The organism is Bradyrhizobium sp. 138 (assembly GCF_023074075.1).
Classification (GTDB): domain Bacteria; phylum Pseudomonadota; class Alphaproteobacteria; order Rhizobiales; family Xanthobacteraceae; genus Bradyrhizobium.
In genome coordinates, this window is sequence record NZ_JADPKT010000017.1 from 60361 (window position 1) to 66490 (window position 6130).

At 58.3% G+C, this 6130-nt stretch carries 7 protein-coding genes; 3 read left to right on the top strand and 4 right to left on the bottom strand.

Translation table 11 applies throughout. The features are described from left to right. Positions 1-9: 9 nt before the first annotated feature. Both IVA79_RS10455 and IVA79_RS10460 read left to right on the top strand, forming a co-directional pair. On the top strand, positions 10-798 hold the full coding sequence (locus IVA79_RS10455) for an isocitrate lyase/phosphoenolpyruvate mutase family protein (RefSeq protein ID WP_247552534.1): 789 nt from the start codon (positions 10-12) through the stop codon (positions 796-798). Between the two features lie 362 nt (positions 799-1160). Then, positions 1161-2069 (top strand): LysR family transcriptional regulator, encoded by a 909-nt coding sequence (locus IVA79_RS10460; RefSeq protein WP_247552536.1) that lies wholly within the window; start codon positions 1161-1163, stop codon positions 2067-2069. A gap of 225 nt (positions 2070-2294) precedes the next feature. Here the strand turns inward: IVA79_RS10460 and IVA79_RS10465 are convergent, their stop codons facing one another. From IVA79_RS10465 to IVA79_RS10475, 3 genes are all read right to left on the bottom strand, one after another. Beyond that, positions 2295-2834 carry a DUF2285 domain-containing protein gene (locus tag IVA79_RS10465; protein WP_346658167.1) on the bottom strand — a complete coding sequence of 180 codons (540 nt, stop codon included), beginning with the start codon at positions 2832-2834 and terminating at the stop codon, positions 2295-2297. 46 nt (positions 2835-2880) lie between these two features. Then, positions 2881-3075 carry a DUF6499 domain-containing protein gene (locus IVA79_RS10470; protein ID WP_247552538.1) on the bottom strand — a complete coding sequence of 65 codons (195 nt, stop codon included), beginning with the start codon at positions 3073-3075 and terminating at the stop codon, positions 2881-2883. Between the two features lie 172 nt (positions 3076-3247). Further along, positions 3248-3526, bottom strand: coding sequence for a DUF2285 domain-containing protein (locus IVA79_RS10475; protein WP_247552540.1), 279 nt, complete (start codon positions 3524-3526; stop codon positions 3248-3250). A gap of 435 nt (positions 3527-3961) precedes the next feature. Here IVA79_RS10475 and IVA79_RS10480 point away from each other — a divergent pair, with 435 nt between their 5' ends. After that, a complete protein-coding gene (locus IVA79_RS10480) occupies positions 3962-4243 on the top strand; it encodes a helix-turn-helix transcriptional regulator (RefSeq protein WP_247293715.1) in 282 nt (93 codons plus the stop codon). Positions 4244-4283: 40 nt separating this feature from the next. On the opposite strand, the gene IVA79_RS10485 is transcribed toward IVA79_RS10480, so the two are convergent. Continuing rightward, entirely contained in the window at positions 4284-4424 is a 141-nt protein-coding gene (locus tag IVA79_RS10485; RefSeq protein ID WP_247552542.1) for a hypothetical protein, read from the bottom strand. Between the last annotated feature and the right edge of the window lie 1706 nt (positions 4425-6130).

Sequence of the window (6130 nt, forward strand, 5' to 3'; positions counted from 1 at the left end):
GATTTTCCGATGTCCCCTGCCAAACGCCTTCGTGCCTGCATGGCCGAGACTGGCCTTGTCCACGTCATGGCCGCCCACAGCCCATTCTCAGCGATGCTCGCTGAAGAAGCCGGATTTGACGGAGTGTGGGCGTCCGGCTTCGAGCTGTCTGCGCTTTATGGGCTACCGGATATGAGCCTGATCTCAATGACACAGCATCTTGACATGCTGCGGGCGATCGCCGGGCGCACGAGGCTTCCGATCGTCGCGGACATTGATACAGGCTATGGCAATGCGATCAACGTCATGCACGCTATCACGGAATATGAGCGGGCCGGCGCTAGTGCCGTTGTCATCGAGGACAAGACTTTTCCAAAAGTAACGAGCCTTGCTGCCGAGGGCCGCCAGGACCTGTTGCGCATTGAAGAATTCCACGGCGAAGTGGAGGCCCTGCATCGGGCACATGCTTATATGGAAGCTGGCGCGGACATGATCCTGATCCATTCGAAAAGCCAGACTCCTTGCGAGATCGAAAGCTTTGCGCGCGCCTGGACCGGAACGCTGCCGCTGGTGATCGTGCCGAACGCCTACCCTGACCTCGATGCCGAACGGGTCAAAATGCTTGGCAACATCCGCATGATGATTTATGGCAATTGCGGCATTCGTGCTGCTGCAACCGCGATGCAGGACACCTTCCGCCGGATCATCGCTGACGGCGGCGTCCAGAATGTCCACAAGGATATCCTGCCGGTGGATGAGATCTTCAGAATCCAGAAGATGGAAGAGGTCAAGGCGGCTGAAGCTCGCTTCCTTCGCTGAACGCCGAATTGATACCTGCCAGCGAGATTTTGAGACGGCACTCAGCAGCGAGCTCTGATTCGGGCGCAATCCTGAACCCTCTTAAGACGTCTCGGGCCTGTCATCTCGACGGCCCTCGATGTCGATCGCGACATCAGCAGTCATCCCCCTTGCCGGCACCTGGAGATCACCTCCTAGAAAGCCGTCGACAGCAATCGAAGTCGCCGAGCCAGACCGCCCAAATCCTCGAAAGGCAGATTTTGTGCGCGAGATATCACTTATAAGCGGCAATCCGGCTATAGACATCTAATAATGTGATGGAGCTTCTGGCAATGGCCCGCCGTGACAATCAGCGGAGAGCCCAGAAGCTACCGGAGCAGAAGATGGCTGCCGAACACAATGAAGTGCCCCTCAATGCTATCCGGGTCTTTGTGACCATTGCGCGCGAGGGGAGCGTCACGCGTGCGGCGAGCACATTGGGAACGACACAGAGCTCGGTCAGCCGCTATTTGGCTGTGTTACAGGACTACTTTGGCACGGATCTTGTTCAACGGCGGGGCCGACGCAGCGAATTGACAGAATTTGGAAGGCTCTTTGCGAACGCCGTGGCCGAACCGCTTGACACTGTGTGTTTCACCGCGAAGAGAATGCGGCGCAGGAACCGAACGGACGCCAATCGAATCGTAGTCCACACCTCTCTTTCCACCTTCGCCTATTCCTTCCTGATACCCAATCTGCAGGCGTTCTCTGCCGAGATGGGCGGCGTTGTCGTCGACGTGATCAGCTCATTATCTCCACCGAGATCCTCGGACAATTTCGACATCCTGCTTACCCGCGATCTTTGTGTCGCTGAACCTGCCGACGATTGGGCGATCTACAATGAGATGCTCGTATGCGTAGGCGCTCCAAATCACGTCATGGGAAAAACGCTCTCCACTGCCCGCTCAATGCCGATTCTGAATATCACATCGCGGCCCGACATACTGCCCACCTGGCTCAGAGCCATGAACCTGACCGCGAAGGACATCAAGTCGGGGGCGCGATACGATCATAATTACCTTGCTTTGCCGGCTGTCATAACCGGCAAATGCCTGCTGGTGGCGCCCGAAATCATTGTCAGCGATCTCGTGCGTACAGGAGCGCTCCATGTCGTGCCGGGATCGCGTACTTCAAGCGGCATGCAGTATCGGGCGTATGCGGTGGACCGCAGTGACAACCCAGAAGTTGCTCGCGCCTTTTGCCGATGGGTCGCGCGGCTCTGTAAGAAGGCCGCGATTCCGGAAGCCGCCTAATCGCGTATTTTGCGTGATGGCAGACGTTTGATCGATCTTTGGAATCTTAGCATGTCCATTTGCACATGCAGACTGTTCCGATCGCCGGCGAGCTCGCCGTTCAGCTAGCACCGCGGCCAGCCCGCGAGTGAAGACGTTAGTCGCGCCCTGCCAAAACCCTTCTCTCGCGTCAATCGGCCGACTACGATGATTTTGTAAGATACGGGCTAGCCGATCAGCCAAAGCTCAGGTCAGGTCGTCCTCTCCTTTACGCTTGCGACGGAGCAAGGCGCGATAGCCGCCTCGCACCAGATGCAGCCCGGTCTTGACCAGGCGGATGGTCCGGCTGCGCAGATCGTGCGTTTTCCAGCCGCGATCGGGAATGCGATGCTTGCCTAACAAGCCTTGCGCGATTTCGCGATAGCTGTGTCCTGCCAAAGACCCGTCGACTGCACGCAAGGCGAGGATGAGCCGACGACGGGTGACGGTTGGCAGCGTCAGAGGCGGTGGTCCGATGGGGCGCCGTTCGAGGGCCAGCCAAAACCGATGAGCTGCCCGCAAACGAACCTCGAAACTGCCGTCGAACAGCAGGTCGACGGCAAGCGATGAGCCGCTCGGTGGAAGTTCTGTTAGCCACAGGCGATGCTTCGCTCCTCCGAGCGCCACGATGGCATGCCATCCATCCGGTGCATGGCGAAGCTCGCTACCCGCCAGTCTGCTGAAATCCAGATCGTACCACGCTGCTGGGCGGACAGCCGCGCGCACGGGCAGCACGGTCGCCAGCACTTCGGGCGCCCAGAAAATGGCTTGTTGGTCGAAGGCCTTTTCGGGATCAGCTGCGAAAAGACAATCCCCACTGGTGTCGGAAATGATCGGCCATCGCGCCGGATCGTTCGCTCATCGCCAGGGCCATATAGTCCCGCTGGTACTCGCCGTTGCGGCGCAGCCACTCCCAGGCTATGTCCACAGCTTCGGCATTCTTAGCGTCAGGATAGGCTTTCTCTGATCTCCAGTCAGCACCTGGCATCGCACCACTTCCCCGTATGTTCATAATGCACACGCAAGGAATTGCAGCCCGACGAATGTGACTATTTCTGGTTGCACGAATGCAAGTACTTCGCGGTTGACGCAGTTACGCGATGGGACGATCTAGTTTTGCGATCGGTCATCACCAGAGGTGACGTCCGTTTCGGACGCACTTATTCCTCACTCTTCGCCCAACCGCGCTGCAGGAGATGCCGAAAGCCGTGAGCCGCCGCCCACTTGGCGCGAGCCAGATGGCTTTCAAAAGTGCGGCGGGCGCGATCCGGATCGAGGGTGGCATCAATACCAAGCACAATGCGCGCAACGTCCTGCCAATCAGCGTTATCGGCCTCGGCATCCAGCAGACGCATATACGTGACGGCATGTTGCTCGTCATATGGCGTGAGCTGCGGCGCGTTAGGCGCGAAATCTGCGATCTTGGGATCAGACGGCACGGCCTGAAAGTCCTACCAGATTGAGAAGCCTCGATTTTCGGGACGGTAGCCGTATTCAGAACCTGTTCGTAGAGAGCCGATTGTCGCGGCCTGCAGGAGCATTCTTGCCAAAGTCAATGAATACCTAGCAGCGGCGACTGCCGTCGTTCCCTTCAATTCGTTCGCTCCGACCATCGTCCGAATGCATTTGATCGCAGTCCGTTCCGCTCGATCAGCAGAACTGTCGTCCAGCCTTTCGAATCAAGAGGCCGAAATGGGACGCAGCTCGTCGTAGCTCATCAGCACAGGCTGATCCGGCGCGCCTTCTGAAATCCAGTACCGCTCCTTCCTTCGGATTACGCGCGAACTCTGCTCATCTGCATTTTGGGCGAACGTACCGCAATAGTATGGTTATAGCCAGTGGTTTGATGGCCGTCGGAATGGCTGCTTTGGCGCATGAAAGCTCGTGCGCTTGTCGCCTGGAATGTGCGCCGGATCCGCGTAGATCGCGGTGTTTCGCAAGAGCGATTGGCATACGATGCCAGGATCGACCGCTCCTATATGGGCGGTATCGAGCAGCAATCGGAGAACCCGACAATCGATCTGCTCGACCGTATCGCGGAAACGCTTGGGGTTCATTTGTCTGAATTCTTTCTCCAGCCCCCCAAAGGGGCGACGGCTCCCAAGCCGTTGCGTAAGGGTCGAAAGCCCGTACCCCCACGTAGCAGAAAGAAATAACACTCCTCACGCACGAGCTTTGTACCTGCTGCCAAGCCGCTCACATCAATTTCGCGACTGCCGCAAACTCACCGGGGCGGACAATGGACCCACCGATGTCACCGATTGAGGAGTTCAGGTTGTCCTTGTGTATCCTGATGTGCTCCACCATGTTCTCGCTGCCGTAGTCGGTGAACGCCATTATGTCGTGGTCGCCGAGACCGAAGACCAGATGAGGCCGTCCTCCAGATGAGGCCGGCCTCGGGGTCCATTCTAAAAGCGAAGTCTGGCACCCAGTCCTCGTCTTCGTAGAGACCCGCTTCCGGCCGAGATCGATGGTCGGCCAGCGTGTCGCTGCCGCCCTCCCGGTAACCCTCACACCAGTGATAGAATGTGGCGGTGGGATACCAAGCCTGTCCGCCTGGCCAGACATGCGATTGCTCCACCAGCTAGATGATTCGGTTTTACTCGGGCGCAGGAGATCTCGTGCCTCGTTCTCCCCATCACCATTCACGTTTTTTGAGCGACCGCTTCTCCAGCGTAAAGTCGGCCATCATTTCTTTCAGCGCCGTCGCGTCTCACGACGCAGATGCTTCACCGTGCCAGAAGTTGCCACACACGCCGTATCGCCGCCAGGCGATGTCTATCGGTTCCGAGGAAGTCCTTGGACCCGCCACGTACATTGAGGCGGCAATGCCTGGGCTGGCTGAGCTCTAAAGATACCCTCGTCGCCCTGCAGTCCTTCCTGGACGATAGCATCTTCTCTTCCGACGGATATTCCGGCGTGTTCTGGCGCCGAATGTCTTTTGGTACTCGTTCTGCTGGCACTTGCCCCGGTCCGGATTTCTGTTTCATCGATGCTTCTGGCGGCTACGATGAACCAGAAATCTCTCATCGGCGAAACTGTCAATTTGTCTCAGACGCTGTGACGGCGAGGCCTGATGAACCAGGGCCTCGCTTCTCGAAAACGCTGATCAGTCCTCAATTCCTGGCGCCGTACAATTCGAGTCGCCTATACAGAAAATCGGGTCGCAGAAGCCTTCCAAGGGCATCTCATCGCATTGAGGGTAGTGTGTATTGGCTACCCGCCCGTTGGTGGCGACCGGTTGCGCGGCAACCTCATGGACGAAAGTGGGTACCGCCGCTGCAAACGCCACGGCGCTCGCGGTTAGAAAAGCCAATTTTTTCATTCGAGAGCCGCTCCCTTAGATTTGCCCCAGCCGCCCTCGACCTGTCCTATATGACGGCCCCACGAGCTGTAAAATGGATGCTTTTGATGGGATGCATCTACACTATGGATGAGTATCGCGCGGAGCACCCCGACGGCTGGCTACAGCCGATTCTGCACCCTCTATTGGAGTGGAGCGAGATGATCGCGCCGAGTACGCCAGGCGCATGGGCCTGGAGAGAAGCTGTTCGTGGCTTCGCGGGCGACAAGGTGCCGGTGTTCGACTCCCGCGGCCGGCGCGCAGCGACTGGCCCCTGTCTTCATCGCCTGCTGGAGTATCCAACCGCACGTTTGCCGCGGCGCGCTGGTCGCAAGCGGTGGCTGACTGGATTGCGATGCACGCCAATGCTTGGCGGGCGATCGGCGGCGGCCGAAGGCGATCAGCTGGCACACTCTGAGATCCGGCGTAACCGCCATCTGTCGATATGAGCTCGCCGACCTAACGAGGAGCTGGCCAAGATTAAGCCACCTCTATCCTGCCTATGCGTCCGCGCAAGCCGCGCGATAAGCCGAAGGTGGAGTGGCGGTGCAAACCATCCCTTGGTTTTACCGGCAGACTGCGGAACTTGACAGACTCAATGGTAACCGGCATGAGCAGCCACGTAGGCAGTTGTTAGCCAGCGCGGGCGTAGCGGATCGGCATCCAATACTGGCGCATGGCCTCGACGGCCGCCGGGATA